The following is a 21,215-nucleotide window of genomic DNA, read 5'->3' as shown; positions in this document are numbered from 1 at the left end:
CTTTCTGTCATCATCTATCTTTGTCCGATTCTCTTTAGAAGATCGATAACCGTTTTCTTTTCATCCGCCGTCAGTTCTTGAAAAACTTCTTCGATTGCTTCCTGGTGTTTGGGAAAAATGTCGTTCATCAGCTGCTTACCTTTTTCGGTGATATGGATATATACAGCACGGCGATCATCCTTGCACGGCCGGCGCTCGAGCAAATCTTTGGCTTCAAGTTTATCAATCACATACGTCATGGATCCGGCATTGATGAGCACCGCTTCAGAGATCTGTTTTACAGTCAGGTTTCCCTTATGATATAAGGCTTCCAGCACAGCAAAGTCGCTCGTTTTCATATCATACCGGCTGATGTCCTTTTTGACGTATTCGGTTAAAGATTTTGCAGCTTTCATCAGGACAACAAACGCTTTTAATGATAAATTTTCTTCCATAAACAATCGCTCTCCATCGCATTTAGGTTTAATTTGTTTAATTTGAATTAAAACTAATTGTAATATGATGATGTAACGTATGTCAACTGAATCAAGTCATTCCCGGTTCTTCGGCTATAAAAATGAAATCGTTCAAAAATTCGCTATTGCCATACGTCGCTATTCGTGTTTAAATGTATAAAATATTGTTAAACAGAATATGGGGTGATGATTTGAAAAATATGGTATCGATTGGTTTGTTAGGTGTCGGCGTCGTTGGTTCAGGTGTTATAAGCCTTATTGAGCAGCACCAGGCAAAACTCGCTCATCAGCTCGGGTGTAATGTCCATGTTAAAAGCGCATTGGTCCGTAATCCGAATAAAACACGTGATGTTGATGCTGCAACCAATGGGACAGTGCTCACAACGAACCCTGATGACGTCTTAAATGACCCGGAAATTGATGTCATTGTTGAAGTGATGGGTGGTATCGAAGAAGCCCGTGAAGCGATTCTGAAGGCATTTGAAGCCAAAAAACATGTGGTCACAGCGAATAAGGATTTAGTTGCCCTGTATGGTGCTGAGTTGCATGAAGCTGCGGCCAGGAATAAATGTGACTTCTATTATGAAGCCAGTGTTGCTGGTGGAATCCCTATTCTAAGAGGGATTACTGATGGGTTCGCTTCAGATCATATTGAGCAATTATTGGGAATCGTGAACGGCACAACGAACTACATATTAACGAAAATGCATCATGAAAGTGTCAGCTATGAGGATGCTTTAAAAGAAGCTCAGGAACTTGGCTTTGCTGAAGCAGATCCGGCAGCAGATGTGGAGGGGCTTGATGCTGCCAGGAAAATGGCGATTCTTGGCAGACTTGCATTTTCGACATATATTGATTTGGAAGATGTCGACGTAACCGGAATAGAGGGCATTGAACTGGAAGACCTGCAGCATGGTGATAATCTCGGGTTTACCATGAAGCTGATCGGATTTGCGAAATTTGACGGGAAGCAAGTGGAAGTGAATGTCGAACCGGCGCTCATTTCTAAGGACCATCCACTCGCAGATGTCAAAAATGAATATAATGCTGTTTATGTATATGGTGAGGCGATTGGCGAAGCGATGTTTTACGGCGCGGGTGCGGGAAGCATGCCAACTGCCGCGGCGGTCATTTCCGATGTTGTCACCGTCATTAAGAATATGCACCGGGGTGTGACGGGCAGCCAATTTGTCGAGCCCCGCTTTAAGAAGGAATTAAAGCCGGTAGATCAGCGTTTCGGCCAATACTATATTCGTTTCCATGCAAAAGACGAAGCGGGTGTATTTTCCCGTATATCGTCATTATTTAACGAGTTTGACATCAGCTTTAAACAAATTCTGCAAAATCCGTCAAAAGAAGCTGACACGGCAGAAATTGTCGTCATTACACACAGGTCTTCACTGGAAAAGATGCAACAAGCATTGGGTGCACTTAACAAGCTTGATGAAGTGCCTGACATCAAGAGCTTTTACAAAGTAGAAGGGGATGCTGAGGCATGACGTGGTCAGGCTTGATCAAACACTATCAATCTTATTTGCCTGTTACAGGGAAAACACCTGAGATTTCGTTACAGGAAGGCAATACCCCACTCATCCGATTTTCGGCATTGTCCGAGCAATTAAGTATTGACTTATATGGCAAAGTGGAAGGTTCTAATCCGACCGGATCGTTTAAAGATCGGGGGATGGCGCTTGCTGTTGCCAAAGCGATTGAAGAAGGCAGTAATGCGGTCATTTGTGCCTCAACCGGCAATACGTCCGCCTCAGCTGCAGCCTATGCAGCCCGAGCCGGTATCAGGGCGATCATTGTTATTCCAAAAGGCAAAATTGCACTCGGAAAACTGGCTCAGGCGGTCATGTATGGGGCCGATATTGTCGAGATTGACGGCAATTTTGACGACGCCCTGAAAATCGTCCGGAAACTAAGCGAAACCTCGCCGGTGACACTTGTCAATTCGGTCAACCCATATCGGCTGGAAGGGCAAAAAACCGCCGCCTTTGAAATTTGCGATACACTCGGTTCGTCACCTGACATTCTCGCGATTCCTGTCGGCAATGCCGGCAATATCAGTGCCTACTGGAAAGGGTTCAAGGAATACGATGGTATAAAACGGACAGGGCGCCCCAAAATGTACGGTTTTGAAGCAGATGGCGCGGCTGCTATTGTCCGGAACGAAGTGATTCCCAACCCGGAAACAATCGCAACAGCCATTCGGATCGGCAATCCGGCAAGCTGGAATCTGGCTGTAGAGGCACGGGAAGAATCCGACGGCAAAATTGGCTCGGTGACCGACGCTGAAATCGCCCATGCGCAAAAGTTGTTGGCAGCGACGGAAGGAGTCTTTGCCGAACCGGGTTCCTGTTCATCGATTGCCGGCGTTATCCAACAGCGGCAGCAAAACACAATTGCTGAGGGGTCAAAGGTTGTAGCTGTTTTAACTGGTAATGGACTCAAGGATCCACAGACGGCTATCGATCAAATGGATAAAGAGCCGGTTACGCTGCCGAATGATGAAAAAACCGTCACGGATTATATTGAAAAGCTGGTGACATCATGAGGCCTTTCAGGATACGTGTTCCGGCAAGTTCGGCAAATATTGGGCCGGGTTTTGATTCAATGGGTTTGGCTTTGAATTTATATTTAACGCTCGATATTTCAGCTTCTGACAAATGGGAGATTGAACAGCACTCACCACATTTGCCGGAGCTCGTGAGGACTGATGATCATTTTATTGTACAGATCGCTCGTGACATCGCATCACGCTGGAGACAAGAACTTTCTGCGTGTAAAATGGCTGTCCGAAGTGATATACCACTGGCACGTGGGCTTGGCAGCAGTGCATCGGCGATTGTTGCCGGTATTGAACTGGCTGATCAGGCATGTGGTTTGTCCCTGACGCGTGAACAAAAGCTCACGTTGGCCACTGAAATTGAAGGGCATCCGGATAATGTTGCACCGGCTTTAATGGGAGGATTTGTTATATCGACTGCCACGGAACGGATGATAGATTGGGTTCAATTGCCCGTTCCTGGGGTTGATGTAGTGGTGTATATCCCGGATGACGGCTTGGAGACAAAAGCTGCCAGAAACGTTTTGCCTGATACGTATACGAGGGAGCGTGCCGCCTCAGCAAGTGCAGTCAGCAATGTGTTGATTGCCTCCCTTGCTTCGGGTGATTTTCAGATGGCAGGCAGGATGATGGAAAGGGATTTATTTCATGAACCATACCGGAAAGATATGATTCCACATTATGATAACATCCGCAGCGAAGCAAAAAAGTCCGGTGCTTACGGAACGGTTATTAGCGGGTCGGGACCAACTATGATGTCATTTGCCCCAAAAGGAAAAGGAGAGGCCATCCTCCACTATTGTAAAGATCTGCTGCCTAATTATCAGATAGCGTTACTACAGATAGATCATGAAGGAGTGGTCGTAAAGTGAAACTTCATTCAGCGGGGCGCTTTTCCCCGCTGAATGTTAGTTGAACCGAATCGGACATTTAGGGTCAGTTAGCCGCCGTATTTTGGCGGATTACTGACCATTACATGCGGGATAAAGTGAAACTTCATTCAGCGGGGCGCTTTTCCCCGCTGAATGTTAGTTGAACCGAATCGGACATTTAGGGTCAGTTAGCCCTGGTCACTGTCCGTTATAGATTAATTAAATTATGATAACTATCCACACAGCAGTCATTTGCACCTGTGTGGTTTTTATGTGTGCCTTACTAACTGTTGAAGAACAGATATCAAATCAAAAGGAAATGAGAATTGGCAGTGTTCAGGTAAGGAGCACTTCCTTGAATACGTCGGTTTATTCTGAGGCTGGCAAGGCTGCATATAATTAAGCTGGTACCTTAAGACACAAGCCATTCCATATACGTTATTTATGAATAAAATACAATTAAATCAGAAGTAAAGGAGGTTATGGAGATGTGGAGAAAGTATGATAAAAAATTTGATAAGGATGGTAACCAAGAGTACTTCTTCTCGAAAGGTAAAGATAATGTTGATTTCGACAACGACGTGCATGCAGATAACGAGAACGAGAGCGAAAATGATTTAAAAAATAAAAACCGCAATTTTAACATTTTAAAAGTCTATATTAACGGAAATTCAGAAGTTGAATTCGATACTGATGATAACAATCGAAAAAAACATTAATATTACTAATAGATTAGCCCCCTCAACTATGATGGGGGCTTTTCAGTGTTTTTAAATGTATGTGTTATGGAAGACAATCGGCAGGTCGGAGGGGAAACACCCCTCCTCGGTTAAATTATTCTTTTTCTGTCAGTTCAAGTTTAAAATCCCCCACGGCTCCTGCTTCGTACAAATTGGTGATTGAAGTCGAATAGTTACTGATGACAGCAGGGAATTCAAGGTTTTTCTCCGGAACGTTTATAACAAAATCATTTTTGTATAGTAAGGTCGTGACATCATGATACGTTTCGTGTGTCACATTAAAGTCAAAACGGAGCTTAGTCAGTTTTTTTCCATTCTTTGTGATGGCGTCGACCTGAACGTTGGACGCGTTGATTTCCATACCATTAATGATAATTTTCTCCGGCATTAGCTCACCTTCTTGACATTTGAATTCATTCAATTGTAACAGGTTTGAATGGCCGCCTGCCATGTTTTGAAACGTACAGCATGCAAGGGGAATAAAATTTCTGTCCGAGGGCAAAAGAAAAGGTAGAAGAACATCATCCAGGAAAGGGGTCAGCAATGATGGCAATTCCGCGTGAAAAGGTTTTGGATAATACGATCACAATGCTATCAGAGGGTTATAACTATATTCCCAATAGGCGCCGGCGGTTTCAGTCAAATATTTTCCAAACTAGATTGCTGGGGCAGAAAGCGATTTGTATTGGTGGTGAGGAAGCAGCGGAAGTTTTTTATGATGACGAAAAATTTACCCGAAAAGGTGCAGTGCCAAACCGTATTAAAGAGTCATTATTCGGGAAGAACGGTGTCCATGTCCAGGAAGGGGCGGCGCATAGACACCGGAAAGGGATGTTTATGTCACTGATGACGTCCGATCGAATCAGTGAATTGATGGCGATCACGGAAAAGCAATGGGAAGTGGCGATTGCGGACTGGCACCAGAAACGCCGGATTGTCTTATTTCCCGAAGTTGAAAAAATCATGTGCCGCATTGCCTGTGAATGGGCCGGTGTACCGCTGTGGGCAAACGAACTGAACCAGCGTACACGAGATTTATCGGCGATGATTGATTCGTTTGGCGCAGTCGGCCCAAGACATTGGCAAGGAAGGACAGCACGAAACCGGTCCGAGCGATGGATCAGGACAATTATTGAACAGGTTCGGGATGGAAAACGATATCCGCGTGAAGATACCGCTTTATATACGATGGCCTGGCACCGTGACTTGCAGGGCCGCCTGCTGGATCTGCAGACAGCGGCGGTGGAACTCCTTAATATTGTAAGGCCGATTGTCGCTGTTGGGCGTTACGTGACATTCGGCGCTCTGGCAATAAATGATTTTCCTGAAACGAAGAAAAAACTGCAGGAAGGCGATAAAGAATATACCCGGATATTTGTTCAGGAGGTCCGCCGTTACTATCCATTTGGCCCGTTTTTAGGTGCAAAAGTTCAAAATAACTTCAATTGGGGTGGCCATAAATTTAAGAAAGGGATACTCGTCCTGCTTGATGTTTATGGCACCAACCGTGATCCGGATTTATGGGATCAACCGGATGAGTTCCGGCCGGAGCGATTTAAGGAATGGGGAGGCAGTCCGTTTGATTTCATTCCGCAAGGCGGCGGTGATTATGATATCGGGCATCGTTGTCCGGGTGAATGGATAACCGTTGATATCATGAGCGTGAGTCTGGCATTTTTGGCAAAACGGATTGATTATAAAGTTCCGAAACAAAATTTGAATTTTAGTATGGTACGAATCCCATCGATCCCAAAGAGCAGGTTTATCATGCGTGATGTCATAAGTCAATAGATATGAAAACGTCCCTGTTAGTGGGGCGTTTTTTGTTTGTGGGATGGGAAAGCATAAATTTTCCCACTCGCTTAAGCCGGACTAAGGCTTGGTGATAAGCCACAATTTTTCTAACAGAATTGAATTTGAAATTTCTCCCTGATTTGTTACTGGGACAATCACTCCATGAATACGATGGTATGTAGAGCATGCGAAATGGGGGAAAAACGATGCAAATACATGTCGTGCAACGTGGCGATACGTTATGGCAGATTGCACAAAATTATGGGGTGGATATCAATCAAATTGTTTTGTTAAATGAATTGGATAATCCGGATGTGCTGGTTGTTGGACAGTCATTGGTTATTCCGGAACTTGGCCGTGAATACGTTGTTCAGCCTGGGGATACATTATGGGCGGTTGCACAAATGTTTGGGGTGACGCTTCAGGAACTCGTTGCAGCGAATAATATTACGGATCCGTCATTGATATATACAGGTCAAATGCTGACGAATCCTTATTTTCCGCACACTGTTCAAGCAGGCGAGTATATATGGGGAATTGCTCAGCAGTACGGTGTAAGTCCTGAACAAATTATTGCGGCCAATGATATAGGACAGCCTGGTCTGATATTTCCGGGACAATCATTAAGGATTCCTGTAACCGCAAGACCGGTTACAGAAGTGAATGCTTATACAACACGAGTGGATGAACAGGGGATGGCCGAAGTTTTGCGTTTAGGCAGCTATTTCACTTATATTTCGCCATTTATGTACAGTATCCGTGATGACGGCTCGCTTACAGAACTGCCGGAACAGCCGGTTCTCGAGGCGGCCAGGGCTAATGAAGTTGCACCTTTACTAGTTGTGACCAATTTTACCCAAGGTGAGTTTAATTCGGATTTGGCTGCGGTTGTATTGCGTAATCCTGAAGTCCAGGAGCAATTAATCACCGATCTGTTGGCAATGATGCGTGCAAAAGGATATGCGGGTGTTAATTTTGATTTTGAATATGTTTATCCGGAAGACCGTGAGAATTACAATGATTTTCTGAGGCGTGTGGTTGACAGGCTGCATCCGGAAGGGTTTCTGGTTTCGACAGCCTTGGCACCAAAAGAAACCGCTGGCCAGCAGGGACTGTTATACGAAGCCCATGATTATCGGGCACACGGGGAGATTGCCGATTTCGTGATAGTGATGACATATGAATGGGGCTGGGCTGGCGGTGAACCATGGGCGATTGCACCGATTAACGAGGTAAGAGATGTACTGGATTATGCTGTGACCGTGATTCCACGGGATAAAATCCTGATGGGCATGCCTTTATACGGACGTGATTGGGAGATACCGTGGGTTGAGGGTACGATTGCAAGTACTGTGAGTCCGAAAGAAGCGGTACAGCTTGCGGCAACGTATGGCGTACTCATTCAGTATGATGAAACGTACCAGTCACCATTTTTCCGTTATGTGGATGAAAACGGTCAGGAACATGAAGTTTGGTTTGAAGATGCCCGCAGTGTTCAGGCCAAATATGATACGGTAAAGGCATATGGTTTGAGAGGTGTGAGCTATTGGGCGCTCGGAACCCCATTTCCGCAAAATTGGCCGGTGCTGCAGGATAATTTCAGGATTAGGAAGTTGTAATCAGAGCCCTTTGAGCCGGGAGTCCCGTTTCAAAGGGTTTTTTTCTATTAAACGTGATATCAAGCAAATTTGGGAAATATCAACTGTATTCGATAGATATCAATCAAATTTCAACTATGTCGACTGCAATATTATCATTTTGCTATCGCTTTTTTTGGTTTGATACGATTGTATAGCTGTGTATTTGTTGAAACATTTTTGAACAAGCAGGTGACGATCATGAACAACCAAATACTTATCGGACTAACGTGCTTCTTCAAGCGTCTTCCAAAAAAGGTTTCGGAATTTCATTTCATCTTCAGACGTAAACGCCTTTGGGCCCTTAGTCCGCTTTCCACTTTTGCGTGCCTTGGCATTTGCGTAACGAGTTTGCAGCAGCTGATCGATATTCCGATTTGTATAAGCGAATCCTTTATGATGCAGGACAGTGCAGCCTTTGGAAAGTCCGAGTGAAGCCAGTCCATAATCCTGTGTAATGATGATATCCCTTGTTTGTGCAAGCTGTATAATCCGGTAATCCGCAGCTTCAGCGCCGGTGTCCACGTATACGGTCTCGACACCGGGCTGTTCGTCATCATGTGAAAAATGGGAAATACTTTTCACGAGCACAACCGGTACATCGAAGTCCTGGGCTGCCGATATGATTGTATTTTTAACTGGACAGGCATCTGCATCAACGTAAACTTTCATGAAAATCTCCTCCGCCATGTATATACCGTCATTTTAGCAGATGTTAACCTGTTAAACCACTGTGGCCGGAAAAGCAACTGCTGACCTCAATGAAAACTTTAAGCCGGATGAAAAAGTACATTCTCAATACAAGCCTGCCGATATGTTCAACATTAACCCGGTAACAGCGGCTAAAGGTCTGACGCTGCTGTTTGATGAAAATTTTCTTTACAACAAGCGGGGCTTGGCAAATTTGTTACGCACGACGCTAAAGATAATATCAACAATGTCGGTATTGGCATTAGCATGTGGGCGGGGGATGTGGCAGCCGGTACAATGATTGGTATGGGCGTCGGCTTTTTGGCCATGGCTTTGCTGGAAAAACGCACATAAATCATGATTTGTGATAACTCACTATTTTTTCTTATTGACGAGATCTTAAATCGAAACTATAATTGGGAACTATGTTTGAAAATAACACGAGCAAGCCGGTGGTTTTTAGAGAGATAGAGTCGACAAATGGTTCGTGCAAAGGATAATCATTTTCCATCCAACGGTCTGTAATGACAGCACGTGTTATAGACACTTGCTCCTAAAAAATGGGAGGAAAAACGTGCTAGAATCAAAGAAAGTTAAAACGGATTGGACTGTTTTTGCCGTCAGTGGCGGTTTTTTGATTTTATTTATTGTCTTATCGTTCATTAACAGTGAAGCGGTTGGAAAATGGATTACAACGTTATTTGACTATTCTGCGGATATTTTTGGAGCGTATTGGCAGGTATTGTTATTTGGTAATTTTGTAATTGGCATATTCCTGGCGTTTTCACGGTATGGAAGGGTCAAATTGGGTAAAATGGATAAGCCGAAATATAGTTATTATCGCTGGGTTGCCATGATTTTAGTAACCCTTCTGGCAAGTGGTGGTGTGTTCTGGGCAGCCTCTGAGCCGATGTATCACTACATGACGACGCCACCATTGTTTGGCGGCGGCGAATTCGATAATGTATGGGCCGCGTTTGCTCAAGGCTTTATGCATTGGGGCTTTTTGGCTTGGGCGATACTGGGGACATTGGCCACCATTGTCATGATGTATGTACATTACAGCAAAGGCTATCCGATGCGGCCCAGAGCTTTGTTATTCCCGGTATTCGGGGAAAAAATCTTTCATAAGAGTGTTCTCGGGTCTGCAGCTGATATTTTTTCCATTATTGCAACAGCCGCGGGCACATTGGGACCGCTAGGGTTTCTCGGTTTGCAAATAGCTTACGGGCTTAATCATTTATTCGGTGTTCCAAATACAGTGTCAGTAAGCATTCTGGTTGTTGTTGTTTTGGCCGTGATTGCGGCAATTTCAGCTGCGACGGGGGTTGACCGGGGAATTCTATTGCTGAGTCGTGTCAATGTTGGCATGACGTTTTTGCTGGGATTTATTATGCTTTTGATTGGTCCGACGTTGTTTATTATTGACGCATTTATCGGTGGAACGGGCTTTTATTTGGATAACTTCTTTGCGATGAATTTTTACCGTGGGGATAGTGAATGGCTCGGTGCATGGACCATCTTTTTCTGGGGATGGTTTATCGGCTATGGCCCGATGCTGATTATCTTTATCAGCCGCATTTCCCGCGGCAGAACGATTCGTGAATTAATCATGGCGGTATCGATTGTCGCACCGTTAGTAACGAATTTCTGGTTCTCGGTTGTCGGGGGAACCGGTGTATCCTATGAAAGGGAAAATCCCGGGTCTATCTCGAATGCGCTGAACGAAGCGGGCATGCCTGCTGCTGTCATGGCAATTATGGATCAATTGCCGATGGGGGTGGTTATGGGCGTAGCGTTTCTGATCATATCGATTGTCTTCGTGGCAACCACGACCGATACGATGTCCTATACGGTGTCGGTGACGCTAACAGGCAATGATCATCCCGCCCGCTGGCTGCGTGTCTTCTGGGCACTGATTTTCGGTGGAACGACGATGATGATTCTGACAATCGGAGAAGGCAGCATCACAGCGATTCAAAATTCGATTGTCATAACGGCTGTTCCGGTCTCGTTCCTGTTATTGCCGCCATTATGGAATGCACCTCAAATTGCAAAAAAAATGGCGCTTGAGCAAGGTCTGATGTGGGAGCGTCCGCGAAAAGGAAGACCAATTAAAATTGCTCATAAAAAGTAGAGTGGGATACCTTTATAAATAGATCACTTACGGTGGAGAAAATATAAAATCATATTATATTTAGCGTGCTAAATCACATAACATTTAGTACGCTATTTTTTTGACATAAGAACGTTCAAACTTTATGGGTCATCCAACGAGTCATAAATGAGCGCGATACTTTTTTATCCCTCCTATCTAAATTGCTGCAATCAATGTTTGTCGCCAATCGACAATCGTCGGGGGACAGTCACTGTTCACCTATATAATAAGGAATTGAACATCACGGGTCATGGGAATTATCATAAAAATTAACAAAGTTATTCAAGCAAGGTGGTGCAGGTATCGAAGCATTAGAGGCCGTTGATCCGAGAACAAGAACACCGTTCACCGCCTTAGTAATACGGCACCCGACTCGTTACCGGGGATGGTGGGGACCAGTCGTGCCGCTCTCGAATGGCGGAGATGAAAACGGTTACTGAGCGACTTCCGTATTTATGTGCGTTGCGACAGGTGATCGTAGGCACAACTGGATATTTGCATTTGGAAAGCTAATGTAAAAATCACATGCGAACCAAAAAGAGGAACGGGTCCTGTATGTTTTTTCAAAATGATTGTTTGTCATAATTAGATCTATTACCCCTTAACACAATATTTCTTTATAAAGGAGCCTATAAGGATGCAAATTGACAATCGCAATGAAGTAAAAGTGGCTGCCATTCAGTTGGATCCTAAAATTGGCGATCTACATGCAAATATGGCAGCGTGCGAAAGTATGGCAAACGAAGCTGGGGAAAAAGGAGCAAAGTGGATCATACTCCCTGAGTTTTTTACGACTGGAATGGCGTTTAATCCACGTATTGCAGATGCCATTCAACCACCTAATGGCAAAGCATTGAACTTGTTGCTCAAAATAGCTAAAAGATATGAAGCGATCGTAGGTGGTTCATTTCTCGAACGAGGTGAAGACAGTGCTGTTCGAAATACATTTTATCTTGTATCGCCAAAGGGAATCTTGGGCAGACATGATAAAGATCTACCGACGATGTGGGAAAATTGCTTTTACATTGGGGGAGAAGACGACGGCATTATCAAAATGTCTGATTACACTGTTGGGAGTGCCTTGTGTTGGGAGTTTATGCGTTCTCAAACGGCAAGAAGATTACAGGAAAAAGTCGACATTGTTGTCGGTGGGAGCTGTTGGTGGAGTGTGCCATCATGGGTACCGAAGTCAGTAACAAACCGTTGGGAAGAGAAAAATGAACAAACCGCCTTAGAATCGGTACGGTCGTTTGCAACATACATCGGTGCTCCAATCATTCATGCCGCTCATGTCGGCACAATTGAATGTCCGTTACCATGGACACCAATGAATTATAAGGGGCACTACGAAGCTGGTTCAATGATTGTCGATGGCGAAGGTGAAATAATCGCCCTTCGCGACCGTCACGAAGGGCAAGGAATCGTGATGGCGAATGTAAAAATAGGCAGAACAAAATACCAGAAAAATATACCGAACAAATATTGGCTTCATGACCGCGGATTGGCCCCTTCCCTCGCCTGGACATACCAACGCTGGCATGGAAAGCGCTGGTATAAAAATGTAGTAGCTAAACAAAAGACTTCTTAAGTTTTTTAAGCTGGCGCAAATTCAGAGACGTCGTAATGGTGATATATCTTGAAAAATCAGCTTTGTAAGGGAGGTAAGTTTTTAAATGCCAATAGATAGGAGGAGCAGGAAATGAACATCTTTCTTATACACTGGGCGGTTTTTATTTTTATAGTAGGGCTCATTTTATCACTGCCACTTGGGGCAATATATTATCTTAACAATCCCCGTGTCAGGCTGTTGTTTACAAATCCCAGGAAGCTAAAGGCCGCCCATTTGGATTTTTTTATGCAGGCTTTTTCAATCAGTTTAGTATATTTATTGGAATTTGGAATGAATGCTAGAGTTCCAATGTATGCAGTGATTCCCCTTGCGTTCGGAACCTTTTTCAACCCATTCATTTTTCTATTGGAGGCTACACCGTTATATAAGGTGGGTATTGTTAAGGCTCTCTATAGTCTTCTTAAAGCCGTTAGCCCAGCCTCTCTGTTTTTTGCCTGGTTTGTATTGCTTTTTCAATATCTGCCGGTTTACTATTCGTGGTTGCTGGCTGGATTTGTAATTATTTTGATGACCGCATTATTGACCCATAGAAGGGATACAAAACAAACGATTAACAAGAAGGATATTTCTTTGAACGGACGTGTTTAAGTCCTAAAGGATATGGGAGGTTGGAAGAAGCGAATGCCACCATGCTGAAAAGCAGGGGTAAGATGGAAACGAGAGTCGAATAATTTGAAAACACCATACTGAATTAGGTATAGAGGCTTTGTCATGAATGATAATAAAGGAAATAAACCGAATAGGTGTTCTTTAAGATGTTTGAGGTTTTGGCTTTTTTATTCCAATAATACTCCGGGTGGGGTTTCTCTGAATTGTTATTATTACCATATGAGTACTTGGCTGGTTTAAGCTCTTGGACATTTAATCTTTCGGCGTTCACCAACGGCTTTAGTGAATTGATCTATGGGCTATTTTCTATCCTCGGTCTTCCATCATACGATAGGGTGTGATTGTTGAAAAATCTATCAAATAAAACAGCTCAGTTAATGTGAACTGAGCTGTTTTATTTTTAATAACAAAGACCGCCACAAAGTCATGTTTTCTAATGAGTCAATTTCCTGGTTAATTAACCTGTTAACATTGGTCTAAAAACGTTGCAATTTCATATGAAAGTCATACTGATATTTTGAGTTTTTTACTCGGTAAGTGAACGACTTAGTACCTTTAGGGTGCTCTTTTTTTCTCACATGATATTCATATTATTTACGGATATTTTTTGGTATAATAAAAATAGTGTTAAGGAGGCGTCACCGTTGAGTGAAGCGAAAAAACTGCAAAAAGATGCGAATATCATATTGAAACAGACAAGCCGGACATTTTACATTCCGATAACATTGTTGAAGTCACCGCTGGACCAAACGGTCGGGTCAGCTTATTTGTGCATGCGTGCTGTTGATGAGATTGAAGATCATAAAGAGCTGGATACGGAATCAAAGCAGCATCTGCTCCGAGTAACGAGTGAATTATTGCGGCGTGATGACTTTGATGGGCAGGCTTACCGTGAATTGGTGCACCCGTATGAAACCATCCTGCCTGAAGTGAGTTTACGGCTTGACGACTGGGTTCACCTCTGCCCGGACGGGATTGTTGAAAAAGTAAAAGCGTCAACGGGCGTTATGGCTTCCGGTATGGCGGACTGGGCCGAAAAAGGATGGTATATCAAGAACGAAGATGATCTGGATAATTACACCTATTACGTAGCGGGTCTTGTCGGCGTCATGCTGTCTGACATTTGGGAATGGTACGATGGGACAGAGACAGACCGAGAGCTTGCTATTGGCTATGGCAGGGGTCTCCAAGCTGTCAATATTTTGCGCAACCAGGATGAAGACAGCGAGCGCGGTGTCAGTTTTGTTCCGGATGGATGGACACGGGATGATTTGTTCAGTTATACTGAGAAAAACTTGGCTAAAGCGGACGAATATATGAAAGATATCAACACCCGGACGATTAAGCTGTTTTGCCGGATTCCGCTGGCATTGGCCAAACGCACTGTAAAGGCATTGAAAGAAGGCCGCGAAAAGATTTCCAGAGATGAAGTCGAAACGATTGTTGAAGATATTAAGCATGACTAATGAAAGCCACTGTTCGATATGAATGGTGGTTTTCTTTTTACTGCAGAAAATTTATAGCTTTAGTTAAGAAATATTTAATCATATTGGATAATCATAATAGGCAGGTGAGGTTAGTATCCATTAAAAATTCAGTTGTTTTTATCCGGAATGCTTGAGCTTTAGCGCTATCATAACGTGATTATTATTTGATATGCCGATAGGAGCAAATTTCTGTCAAATTTCACCTTGTTGTCTAAGCTTTTTTAGTCGTACTAATCATTGATTATAATAATAGCAGAAAAAAGTAGAGACCGTCCTCCACGGTCTCTTTTGTCATAGAATCATTTGTTCAGCAGTGATTTGAAGCCGATATACAGGATAGCTCCTGCGAAGATGATAATGGTAATTCCGCCTATTACATTCAAAAAAGAAGCCAATCCCCCTGTGATGACCGTGGAAGCCGGTACATTGGCCAGCGCAAATCCTGCCAGAACACAGGCGAAATAGAGTAAAGCTGATTGATGGATATTATCCCTCCTTTGCTAATGTGATGTATACACCACCTTAAAAGATGCATGATATTCACGGTTACGTTAATAGCACTGGAACGATTGAATATTGTCCAAGTCTACACCGTAGTACACCCATCTGTTTCTCTGCCATCTGAATCCGGCAATCGAACGTCTCCCAATAAAGATTGGGAAAAACCAGAATGAATCCCACCTTGACCAGATATACGTGAATTGAAATAAGCATCCCTGGATTGCTCCCGGATCAACTGCAAAGACGCCAAAGTCTCCTTGTGCCTGCTGAGTTTGCGGCTGTTGTGGTGTGAATGATGGAGGTGGGGTAGGCGGAGCATTTATTTGCGGCTGGGTACCGGGGAATCCAGGTAATCCTCCGTCTATTTGTCCAGGCGGCCCTCCAGATGGTGGTCCTACACCTGTCTGTCCAGGCGGTCCGCCGAATGGAGGCCCTGCGCCTGGACCGTCATCCTGAAACAATGGTATGTTAAATATTCTTGAATCGCCATATGGCGGCTGGTTTTTATTCATTTAATTTCCTCCTTAAAAATACCTTCTCGTTATTATATGGTGATTCGTCTATAGTTGTATGGGCGTATGAACAAACAGTTGAACCTGACTTTATTCAGCGATTTTTCCGTTTGACGGTTGCTTCTGACATTAATACAAATCGCTTTTTGTTGGAATCCAATCGTTTTTTGAACAAATCCATCAAGATGCTATTGACTCTCACGTTACGTTATACTTTACAGTGACAATTGAAGGGAGGTTAAGCCGATGAAAGTCAAAGAAGTGGCCGAATTAGTCGGCATCAGTGTGCGCACACTGCATCATTATGATGACATCGGACTGCTCAAACCCGAGACGACTGAATCAGGCTATCGGATTTATTCAGAAAAGGATCTCGAAACGTTGCAGCAGATCTTATTTTTTAAAAAACTTGGCTTCCCTTTGAAGAAAATAAAGGAGATTCTCAATAGTCAATCGTTTGACAGGGGGGAGGCACTACAGGTTCAGCGCAAGATGCTGCTGGAAGAACGCACCCGGCTGGACAATATGCTTGCAACGATTGATAAGACGATCCAGCATGCGAAAGGAGAGATTGATATGAGTGATCAGGAAAAATTTGAAGGGTTTGATTTCAGACATAACCCATACGAACAGGAAGCCCGCGAACGCTGGGGCGATAAATCGGTTGATGAGTCAAATACTAAAATCAATCGTATGTCAAAAGACGAACAAAAAGTACTGGGTGAGGAATTTGACCGAATCTATCAGGACCTTGCAGCGATCCGGCATAAAGCTCCCGATTCAGATGAAGCACAAGCGGCCATCAAAGTTTGGTATGACTACCTGAACAAAATCGGCAGCTACTCACTTGATGCGTTCAAGGGGCTTGGACAAATGTATGTTGATGATGAGCGCTTCACGAAAAACATCGACAAATATGGCAATGGTCTGGCCGCGTTCATGCGTGAAGCGATGGCTGTGTATGCAGACCGTAATAAATGATAGACACAGGAATCCAATCGAAATTTAACACAAAAAGGTGTCATGTCTTTTAAATAAGATGTGACACCTTCTTCCGTTTAGTGGGACTGCATATATAATTGTCAAAAGATTGAAATGACTGAAGGGTTGGATTCGTATAATAATTAGCGGACATGATGATGAAAGGAGGTGAGTTATGCGGACTAAACTAGGCTTATCTTTATTAAGTTTTTATCACGATTACCATGTTTATACAGAAGAAGGCTGGAAAGTTAATAGGGATCAACAGCGGATGGAAGAACTCTTTGCATTATATAAGAAAGCAGTAGAATGAGCGTTGTTTTCAAGAGGTCAGGATGATGTGTTCGATACTGAAGTCGGCAAGCGTACAGAGTTCCATTGATCTTTCCTCAAATCTTTGGTAAGAGGGAGTGAGCCCCGTGTTTTTATTTCATTAAATCTGTCTTATCTTAGAAAAATAAATCCCAGTAGACAATCAATGTTATGACTGCCGCTCCTATCAGGTAAAAGAGTGCAGCAAAAAATGATACCCCTTTTTTAAAATAACGGCTTTCTGTTTTCACTTTCGTTCCGGTTTCGCCTTGGATGTCTGCATTGATTGATTTTGTAAATGGGCTGCTCGATGAATTGACATAGTATAATATGACAACTGCAAACAGCCCGACCAGGAATGACGCATCCAGAAAGCTAATATGGAACACGCTTGCCACTGCCAGGTTAGCCAAGGCGACCGCTACCAACGTTATAATAAAAATTATGGCGTTCTTCATAAACTCACCACCTTATAATAAATTACGAAACGATGGCATATAAGTTTCATCAAATCGAACTTGTCTGAAGTTGTCACAAAATCGGCTGAAGTTCACAAATTTTTGACTTAAATGTTCACAATTTGTTCGGTAAATAGGAGAGAGCCGGGTTTTCATTTATAAAGCCTCGTGTTTTTATATTTTTATAATGGATAAGTCGCAATTGCTGTCAGAGGGTATACCGAATAATTTTCTGTACTTTCCCTGAATGGTATGTTAATTTTTCAGCAGTCGGTTACGCAGTTGAGTTACCGAAAAATCTTAGTGGGAGAGCTCTCAGTATGTTCATTTATGTCATTGCCTATTTATTCATTTTTTTATTGGGTGCCACACCTTTTATGGAGATTCTGGGAGTTATTCCAATTGGTGTTGCAGCCGGATTGCCCGCCATACCCGTATCGGTGGTAGCATTTTTGGGAAATGTGTCTACGATCTGGCTACTATTATTGATGGCCGAACGTGTGAAAGAAAGGCTGAAAAAGCGCAGAGAGAAGAAAGGGAAAGGAAGTTCAGAAAAAAGAGGCAAGCGGGGGAAAGCCATTTGGAATAAATATGGGCTCCCCGGATTGGCTTTTGTAGCACCTGTTTTGGTCGGCAGTCATTTGGCCGCGATGATAGCGATTGGAGCTGAAGGCGGCCGGCAGCAAATTTTCCTGTGGATGACCATCAGCATTATTTTCTGGGCGACTGTCACAGGAATCGCTTCACATTTCGGTATTGACTATTTATATAACCATACAGGATATGACGGATTTATAAATAATCTTCTTGATATGGAATAAGGCAGAAAGGGAGAAGAGATTCTGCCCCGTTTTGCCTTTCCCATTCAGATTCAAAGGTTTTTAACAGCAGCCTCCACATTGTCAGCTTTCGTAATCGCTGAAATAATGGCAACCCCATCCGCACCGGCGTTGATGACAGAGGCTGCGTTTACTTCGGTAATCCCGCCGATTCCGACAATTGGCATATCGGGATGCTGCCTTTTTAATGTTCTGATCCACTCAAGACCTACTGCTTGTTCGGCATCGGTCTTAGATGATGTTGCAAAGACCGAGCCTGCTCCAAGATAGTCAGCCAGCTGAATGGGGCTGTTGTTAACCTCAGCCTGATTTGATACCGATAATCCAATTATCTTATCAGGATATATCTCCCGCACTTTTTCAAGCCCCATGTCATTCTGTCCAACATGGATGCCGTCAGCTTCCAGTGGCTCGACCAGATCAATATCATCATTTACGAAAAACAGGACATTGTAATGAGCACAAATGTCGCGCAATCTCTGCCCTAATGCCAATTTTTCCTGACCGGATAGAGAGTCCTCACCTTTTTCCCGGAACTGAAACGCTGTAATGCCAGCTTTTGCCGCTTCCTTCAGAATGTCTTCCGGCTTTCGGTCACAGTTCTGACTGCCCATGACAAAATATTTTCTCAGATTCATAAACTATTGCCTTTCCAGCTCTGCAGGATCAAAGGATAGGGCGTCGATAAAATGCGGAAGGAATGTTCCCGGGCCATTGACATCCGGACGTTTCGCCGCATATTCTGCAGCTAATCCGTAAAATTCAATCGCGGTCAGTACCTGATGCTTGATTGGATTGTTTGTTGACAGGCAGGCCGTTATAACCGATCCGAGCAGACAGCCGGCACCGGTTATTTTTCCTAAAAGCGAATGTCCGGTTTGGTTATACAAAATTTCACCCTCAATGCAAATGACGTCTGTTTTTCCGGTTACGACTGCAGCTGTTTGATAGGTTTCTGCCACCTTCAACGCAATTTCATCGACATTGCCGTCACCGACAGATTCAACACCCTTCGTTTCCCAGGGGATTTCGACCAGATGTGCGAGTTCACCCGCATTTCCTTTAATCACGGTCGGCTGCACCTCGTCAAGGATGTTTTTCACAGCTTTAGTCCGGAATGGGGTTGCAGCAACACCGACCGGGTCAAGGAGGACAGGAATCCCTTTTTCATTGGCTGCTTGGCCGGCATGGGTCATGGCCGGCAGTTCATCTGCAGTTAACGTCCCGATATTAAGCAGGATACCATCAGCATTGGATGCCATGTCGGCTGCTTCTTCTTCAGCTTTTGCCATGACCGGTGCGGCACCAAATGATAACAGACCATTTGCTGAAAAGTTCACGACAACCTGATTGGTCAAATGGTGGATAAGCGGTGTTAACTCGCGTACCTCTTGAATTATGCTTTCGTTCATTTACCTCACCCTTTCCGCCCGATGTGCCCATTGGTTTGTTGGTCCATTTCCATGTCCGATTGAAAACGAATCACGGATGGCTTCTGTCACAAAGTCTTTTGCCTTTTTGACTGCTTTCGGTAATTGATAGCCATGGCTAACATATGCTGTGATTGCTGCTGAATACGTACAGCCCGTTCCGTGTGTGTTTGTCGTATCAATACGTTCTGCTGAAAATGTATATATCTTTTCACCGTCATATAAAAAGTCGACTGCCCCGCCCTGCATATGGCCGCCTTTCACAAGCGCAGCTCCTGCACCGAATTCGCTGACAATCTGTTTGGCTGCCTGCTGCATGTCGTCTAATGTACGTATCGTTACGCCGGCAATCACCTCGGTTTCCGGGATATTCGGTGTGACCAGTGTCGTCATGGGCAGTAAGTTCTCGCGCAGGTAATCACGGGCGTTTTCGGAAATTAACGTATCACCGCTTGTTGTCACCATGACAGGATCCATGATATATGGAATATTCAGTACGGACGTTTTTTCAGCAACTGCATCCATGATATCAATATTGGCGAGCATTCCGGTTTTGAACGCCTGGAACGGGATATCCGAAATAACCGATTCCAATTGCTGCTTAATCATTGGCTCTGATATATGCTGAACATCCTGTACGCCTGTTGTGTTCTGGGCGACGACGGATGTGATGACAGACGTGCCATACGTCTTTAATTCCTGAAACGTTTTAAGGTCAGCCTGGATGCCGGCACCGCCGCTCGGATCGGTACCGGCTATCGTTAAGGCTGCAGGTATTTGGCTCATGGTAAAATCTCCTTATACACGATTTTCAAGTAAATTTGCTTGATTGACCCTCGATACGACAAACCAGCCGATCAATGCACCGGAAATACTGCTGACGAGAAACGATGGCATAAAGAAGAACGCACCGGCCGAGCTGCCCAGCAGTATGCGTGCAAACGGAACAGCGAACAGTGATCCTATGATGCCTGTACCGAATGCTTCTCCAAGTGCAGCCATTCCTTTTTTATCTGTTACCCGGTAAAGCCAGCCGGCCAGAAAAGCACCGACCATGCCACCAGGGAATGCCAGAAGTGTGCCCAGACCAAGCATGTTACGGAGCAGACCAATCATAAAAGCAATGATCACTGCCGGACCGGGTCCCAGTGTGACAGCAGCCATAACGTTGACAGCGTGCTGCACCGGGTAAGCTTTCGCGACACCTGCCGGGAACCATAAAAGTTGTGCACCCAAAGTGCCAATCGCTACAAAAACGGCTATCGTTGTCAGTAGGCGAGTACGGTTCAAGTCGGGTCCTCCTCTCATTAGGGGTGGGAGGAAAATCAAAAAAGCCAGATCCATAGACTGGACCTGGCTTTAAATAGCTGATCGATATATGCCATCAGACTACTTCCCTACGCTGGTATTATCCAGATCAGGTCCGTAAGAGTCGGAAAGTTAAGAACGCCTTTCCTCTCAGCCCACGTTTTTTGGGCACCCCTAGCAGTGTTTATTTTAATTTTCGCATTTAGTATAGCACAACAATGATAATTTGTACA

The 21,215-nt window shown here is 44.1% G+C and carries 23 protein-coding genes and 1 riboswitch; of the genes, 14 read left to right on the top strand and 9 right to left on the bottom strand.

All coding sequences use genetic code 11. The features are described 5' to 3' along the window. Nucleotides 1–14: 14 nt before the first annotated feature. A complete protein-coding gene (locus VK080_RS14315; RefSeq protein WP_324225450.1) occupies nt 15–434 on the bottom strand; it encodes a MarR family transcriptional regulator in 420 nt (139 codons plus the stop codon). A 212-nt stretch (nt 435–646) separates the two neighbouring features. Here VK080_RS14315 and VK080_RS14310 point away from each other — a divergent pair, with 212 nt between their 5' ends. The 4 genes from VK080_RS14310 to VK080_RS14295 all read left to right on the top strand — a co-directional run bounded on the left by VK080_RS14310 (nt 647) and on the right by VK080_RS14295 (nt 4,615). Beyond that, complete coding sequence (locus VK080_RS14310; protein WP_324225449.1) at nt 647–1,954, top strand: homoserine dehydrogenase; 1,308 nt, start codon at nt 647–649, stop codon at nt 1,952–1,954. Next, nucleotides 1,951–3,012 carry a threonine synthase gene (gene thrC / locus VK080_RS14305; RefSeq protein WP_324225448.1) on the top strand — a complete coding sequence of 354 codons (1,062 nt, stop codon included), beginning with the start codon at nt 1,951–1,953 and terminating at the stop codon, nt 3,010–3,012. The genes VK080_RS14310 and thrC overlap by 4 nt, the downstream gene beginning before the upstream one ends. Continuing rightward, a complete protein-coding gene (gene thrB / locus VK080_RS14300; protein WP_324225447.1) occupies nt 3,009–3,896 on the top strand; it encodes a homoserine kinase in 888 nt (295 codons plus the stop codon). The genes thrC and thrB overlap by 4 nt, the downstream gene beginning before the upstream one ends. Before the next feature lie 488 nt (nt 3,897–4,384). Then, nucleotides 4,385–4,615: a hypothetical protein gene (locus VK080_RS14295; RefSeq protein ID WP_324225446.1), complete on the top strand. Its 231-nt coding sequence runs from the start codon at nt 4,385–4,387 to the stop codon at nt 4,613–4,615. Nucleotides 4,616–4,730: 115 nt separating this feature from the next. Here the strand turns inward: VK080_RS14295 and VK080_RS14290 are convergent, their stop codons facing one another. After that, complete coding sequence (locus VK080_RS14290; protein ID WP_324225445.1) at nt 4,731–5,024, bottom strand: DUF3219 family protein; 294 nt, start codon at nt 5,022–5,024, stop codon at nt 4,731–4,733. Between the two features lie 155 nt (nt 5,025–5,179). On the opposite strand from VK080_RS14290, the gene VK080_RS14285 reads away from it, so the two are divergent. After that, nucleotides 5,180–6,427 (top strand): cytochrome P450, encoded by a 1,248-nt coding sequence (locus VK080_RS14285; protein WP_324225444.1) that lies wholly within the window; start codon nt 5,180–5,182, stop codon nt 6,425–6,427. 209 nt (nt 6,428–6,636) lie between these two features. Further along, the gene (locus tag VK080_RS14280; RefSeq protein WP_324225443.1) at nt 6,637–8,049 is read left to right on the top strand and encodes a LysM peptidoglycan-binding domain-containing protein; all 1,413 of its coding nucleotides are present in this window, start codon (nt 6,637–6,639) and stop codon (nt 8,047–8,049) included. A 243-nt stretch (nt 8,050–8,292) separates the two neighbouring features. Here the strand turns inward: VK080_RS14280 and VK080_RS14275 are convergent, their stop codons facing one another. Then, entirely contained in the window at nt 8,293–8,739 is a 447-nt protein-coding gene (locus tag VK080_RS14275; protein ID WP_324225442.1) for a YaiI/YqxD family protein, read from the bottom strand. Between the two features lie 61 nt (nt 8,740–8,800). Between VK080_RS14275 and VK080_RS14270 the strand changes: the two genes are divergently transcribed. The 5 genes from VK080_RS14270 to VK080_RS14250 all read left to right on the top strand — a co-directional run bounded on the left by VK080_RS14270 (nt 8,801) and on the right by VK080_RS14250 (nt 14,620). Further along, a complete protein-coding gene (locus tag VK080_RS14270) occupies nt 8,801–9,058 on the top strand; it encodes a hypothetical protein (RefSeq protein ID WP_324225441.1) in 258 nt (85 codons plus the stop codon). A gap of 273 nt (nt 9,059–9,331) precedes the next feature. Further along, complete coding sequence (locus tag VK080_RS14265; RefSeq protein WP_324225440.1) at nt 9,332–10,894, top strand: BCCT family transporter; 1,563 nt, start codon at nt 9,332–9,334, stop codon at nt 10,892–10,894. Nucleotides 10,895–11,552: 658 nt separating this feature from the next. Continuing rightward, on the top strand, nt 11,553–12,503 hold the full coding sequence (locus tag VK080_RS14260; RefSeq protein ID WP_324225439.1) for a carbon-nitrogen hydrolase family protein: 951 nt from the start codon (nt 11,553–11,555) through the stop codon (nt 12,501–12,503). Between the two features lie 111 nt (nt 12,504–12,614). Then, nucleotides 12,615–13,133, top strand: coding sequence for a hypothetical protein (locus VK080_RS14255; RefSeq protein WP_324225438.1), 519 nt, complete (start codon nt 12,615–12,617; stop codon nt 13,131–13,133). A 665-nt stretch (nt 13,134–13,798) separates the two neighbouring features. Continuing rightward, nucleotides 13,799–14,620: a squalene/phytoene synthase family protein gene (locus tag VK080_RS14250; RefSeq protein ID WP_324225437.1), complete on the top strand. Its 822-nt coding sequence runs from the start codon at nt 13,799–13,801 to the stop codon at nt 14,618–14,620. 572 nt (nt 14,621–15,192) lie between these two features. Here VK080_RS14250 and VK080_RS14245 read toward each other — a convergent pair. Next, nucleotides 15,193–15,654: a hypothetical protein gene (locus tag VK080_RS14245; protein ID WP_324225436.1), complete on the bottom strand. Its 462-nt coding sequence runs from the start codon at nt 15,652–15,654 to the stop codon at nt 15,193–15,195. Between the two features lie 246 nt (nt 15,655–15,900). Here VK080_RS14245 and VK080_RS14240 point away from each other — a divergent pair, with 246 nt between their 5' ends. Together VK080_RS14240 and VK080_RS14235 are read left to right on the top strand one after the other, a co-directional pair. Continuing rightward, entirely contained in the window at nt 15,901–16,635 is a 735-nt protein-coding gene (locus tag VK080_RS14240) for a MerR family transcriptional regulator (RefSeq protein ID WP_324225435.1), read from the top strand. A gap of 175 nt (nt 16,636–16,810) precedes the next feature. Further along, nucleotides 16,811–16,948 carry a hypothetical protein gene (locus VK080_RS14235; RefSeq protein ID WP_324225434.1) on the top strand — a complete coding sequence of 46 codons (138 nt, stop codon included), beginning with the start codon at nt 16,811–16,813 and terminating at the stop codon, nt 16,946–16,948. A 136-nt stretch (nt 16,949–17,084) separates the two neighbouring features. Here VK080_RS14235 and VK080_RS14230 read toward each other — a convergent pair whose 3' ends face one another. Beyond that, nucleotides 17,085–17,405 carry a hypothetical protein gene (locus VK080_RS14230; RefSeq protein WP_324225433.1) on the bottom strand — a complete coding sequence of 107 codons (321 nt, stop codon included), beginning with the start codon at nt 17,403–17,405 and terminating at the stop codon, nt 17,085–17,087. A gap of 320 nt (nt 17,406–17,725) precedes the next feature. Here VK080_RS14230 and VK080_RS14225 point away from each other — a divergent pair, with 320 nt between their 5' ends. Beyond that, on the top strand, nt 17,726–18,226 hold the full coding sequence (locus VK080_RS14225; protein ID WP_324225432.1) for a small multi-drug export protein: 501 nt from the start codon (nt 17,726–17,728) through the stop codon (nt 18,224–18,226). Nucleotides 18,227–18,276: 50 nt separating this feature from the next. On the opposite strand, the gene thiE is transcribed toward VK080_RS14225, so the two are convergent. From thiE to thiW, 4 genes are read right to left on the bottom strand one after another with little or no spacing between them, the layout of a single operon-like run. Next, nucleotides 18,277–18,882: a thiamine phosphate synthase gene (gene thiE / locus VK080_RS14220; protein ID WP_324225431.1), complete on the bottom strand. Its 606-nt coding sequence runs from the start codon at nt 18,880–18,882 to the stop codon at nt 18,277–18,279. A 3-nt stretch (nt 18,883–18,885) separates the two neighbouring features. Then, nucleotides 18,886–19,656 (bottom strand): hydroxyethylthiazole kinase, encoded by a 771-nt coding sequence (gene thiM, locus VK080_RS14215; protein ID WP_324225430.1) that lies wholly within the window; start codon nt 19,654–19,656, stop codon nt 18,886–18,888. Next, complete coding sequence (gene thiD / locus VK080_RS14210) at nt 19,657–20,460, bottom strand: bifunctional hydroxymethylpyrimidine kinase/phosphomethylpyrimidine kinase (protein ID WP_324225429.1); 804 nt, start codon at nt 20,458–20,460, stop codon at nt 19,657–19,659. 12 nt (nt 20,461–20,472) lie between these two features. Continuing rightward, nucleotides 20,473–20,964 (bottom strand): energy coupling factor transporter S component ThiW, encoded by a 492-nt coding sequence (thiW, locus tag VK080_RS14205; protein ID WP_324225428.1) that lies wholly within the window; start codon nt 20,962–20,964, stop codon nt 20,473–20,475. 87 nt (nt 20,965–21,051) lie between these two features. Next, nucleotides 21,052–21,168, bottom strand: a riboswitch (TPP riboswitch). Between the last annotated feature and the right edge of the window lie 47 nt (nt 21,169–21,215).

It is taken from the genome of Lentibacillus sp. (genome assembly GCF_035301925.1).
Lineage (GTDB): Bacteria > Bacillota > Bacilli > Bacillales > Amphibacillaceae > Lentibacillus.
The sequence above is the reverse complement of the archived record's forward strand: the minus strand, read 5'-3'. Positions and strand labels throughout refer to the sequence as shown.

What these genes read in the sequence shown, in the direction of transcription:
- thrB (WP_324225447.1), top strand. Translation starts at nt 3,009, where the DNA reads ATGAGGCCTTTCAGGATACGTGTTCCGGCAAGTTCGGCAAATATTGGG.
- VK080_RS14280 (WP_324225443.1), top strand. Translation starts at nt 6,637, where the DNA reads ATGCAAATACATGTCGTGCAACGTGGCGATACGTTATGGCAGATTGCA.
- VK080_RS14260 (WP_324225439.1), top strand. Translation starts at nt 11,553, where the DNA reads ATGCAAATTGACAATCGCAATGAAGTAAAAGTGGCTGCCATTCAGTTG.
- thiM (WP_324225430.1), bottom strand. Translation starts at nt 19,656, where the DNA reads ATGAACGAAAGCATAATTCAAGAGGTACGCGAGTTAACACCGCTTATC.
- VK080_RS14275 (WP_324225442.1), bottom strand. Translation starts at nt 8,739, where the DNA reads ATGAAAGTTTACGTTGATGCAGATGCCTGTCCAGTTAAAAATACAATC.
- thiE (WP_324225431.1), bottom strand. Translation starts at nt 18,882, where the DNA reads ATGAATCTGAGAAAATATTTTGTCATGGGCAGTCAGAACTGTGACCGA.
- VK080_RS14240 (WP_324225435.1), top strand. Translation starts at nt 15,901, where the DNA reads ATGAAAGTCAAAGAAGTGGCCGAATTAGTCGGCATCAGTGTGCGCACA.
- VK080_RS14295 (WP_324225446.1), top strand. Translation starts at nt 4,385, where the DNA reads ATGTGGAGAAAGTATGATAAAAAATTTGATAAGGATGGTAACCAAGAG.
- VK080_RS14315 (WP_324225450.1), bottom strand. Translation starts at nt 434, where the DNA reads ATGGAAGAAAATTTATCATTAAAAGCGTTTGTTGTCCTGATGAAAGCT.
- thiD (WP_324225429.1), bottom strand. Translation starts at nt 20,460, where the DNA reads ATGAGCCAAATACCTGCAGCCTTAACGATAGCCGGTACCGATCCGAGC.
- thrC (WP_324225448.1), top strand. Translation starts at nt 1,951, where the DNA reads ATGACGTGGTCAGGCTTGATCAAACACTATCAATCTTATTTGCCTGTT.
- VK080_RS14285 (WP_324225444.1), top strand. Translation starts at nt 5,180, where the DNA reads ATGATGGCAATTCCGCGTGAAAAGGTTTTGGATAATACGATCACAATG.
- VK080_RS14290 (WP_324225445.1), bottom strand. Translation starts at nt 5,024, where the DNA reads ATGCCGGAGAAAATTATCATTAATGGTATGGAAATCAACGCGTCCAAC.
- VK080_RS14255 (WP_324225438.1), top strand. Translation starts at nt 12,615, where the DNA reads ATGAACATCTTTCTTATACACTGGGCGGTTTTTATTTTTATAGTAGGG.
- VK080_RS14225 (WP_324225432.1), top strand. Translation starts at nt 17,726, where the DNA reads ATGTTCATTTATGTCATTGCCTATTTATTCATTTTTTTATTGGGTGCC.
- VK080_RS14235 (WP_324225434.1), top strand. Translation starts at nt 16,811, where the DNA reads ATGCGGACTAAACTAGGCTTATCTTTATTAAGTTTTTATCACGATTAC.
- VK080_RS14230 (WP_324225433.1), bottom strand. Translation starts at nt 17,405, where the DNA reads ATGAAGAACGCCATAATTTTTATTATAACGTTGGTAGCGGTCGCCTTG.
- VK080_RS14245 (WP_324225436.1), bottom strand. Translation starts at nt 15,654, where the DNA reads ATGAATAAAAACCAGCCGCCATATGGCGATTCAAGAATATTTAACATA.